Raw genomic sequence first — 576 nt, 5'->3', positions numbered from 1 at the left:
ACAGCAATATAGATTTAGAAGAGTATTCTGCAGAATAAAATAAACGTCAGTTATTAACATGATTACGATGAACATTATTGAAACTGTTCATAGTCTTCTGTCATGTGATAGCTGACGTTTTTATATTTAAAGTTAAATGCTAAATTTTCGGGACATTATCTTTTGCTCGTTCATATATTTTTGCTGGAAATGAAGTGATTTTTAATAATTCGATGGCATTACGTGTATTTGCTTTGCCAGGCTTAATTTTGTAATCAAAATGTATGTTATTATTTTCTATTACCTCATTGAAATGATAATTTTCATAACGTTGTTTTAAGAGTTCAGCCAACTCAATATCATGTGTTGCTGCAATAACTCTAAAGTTAGATTTTTCATGTAAAAATGATAGTACTGATTCTGAAGCGGCAATTCGTTCAGTTGTGTTGGTACCTTTAAAAATTTCATCTATAAAGCAGTATATTTTTTGATTATCTGGAATTTCAACAATACGCTTAATAGATTTTAATTCAGCCATAAAATAACTATCGCCTGATAACACATCATCGGCATTTGCCATTGACGTGAACACAATTC

1 protein-coding gene is annotated in these 576 nt (G+C 29.9%); it reads right to left on the bottom strand.

The features are described 5' to 3' along the window. Positions 1 to 139: 139 nt before the first annotated feature. The coding region (locus IDG60_RS00230) for a MutS-related protein (protein WP_481906066.1) at positions 140 to 576 on the bottom strand (437 nt) is incomplete at its 5' end.

This window comes from Staphylococcus sp. EG-SA-2, from assembly GCF_017152085.1.
Note: the sequence above shows the minus strand (reverse complement) of the source record. Positions and strands in the feature narration are given on the sequence as shown.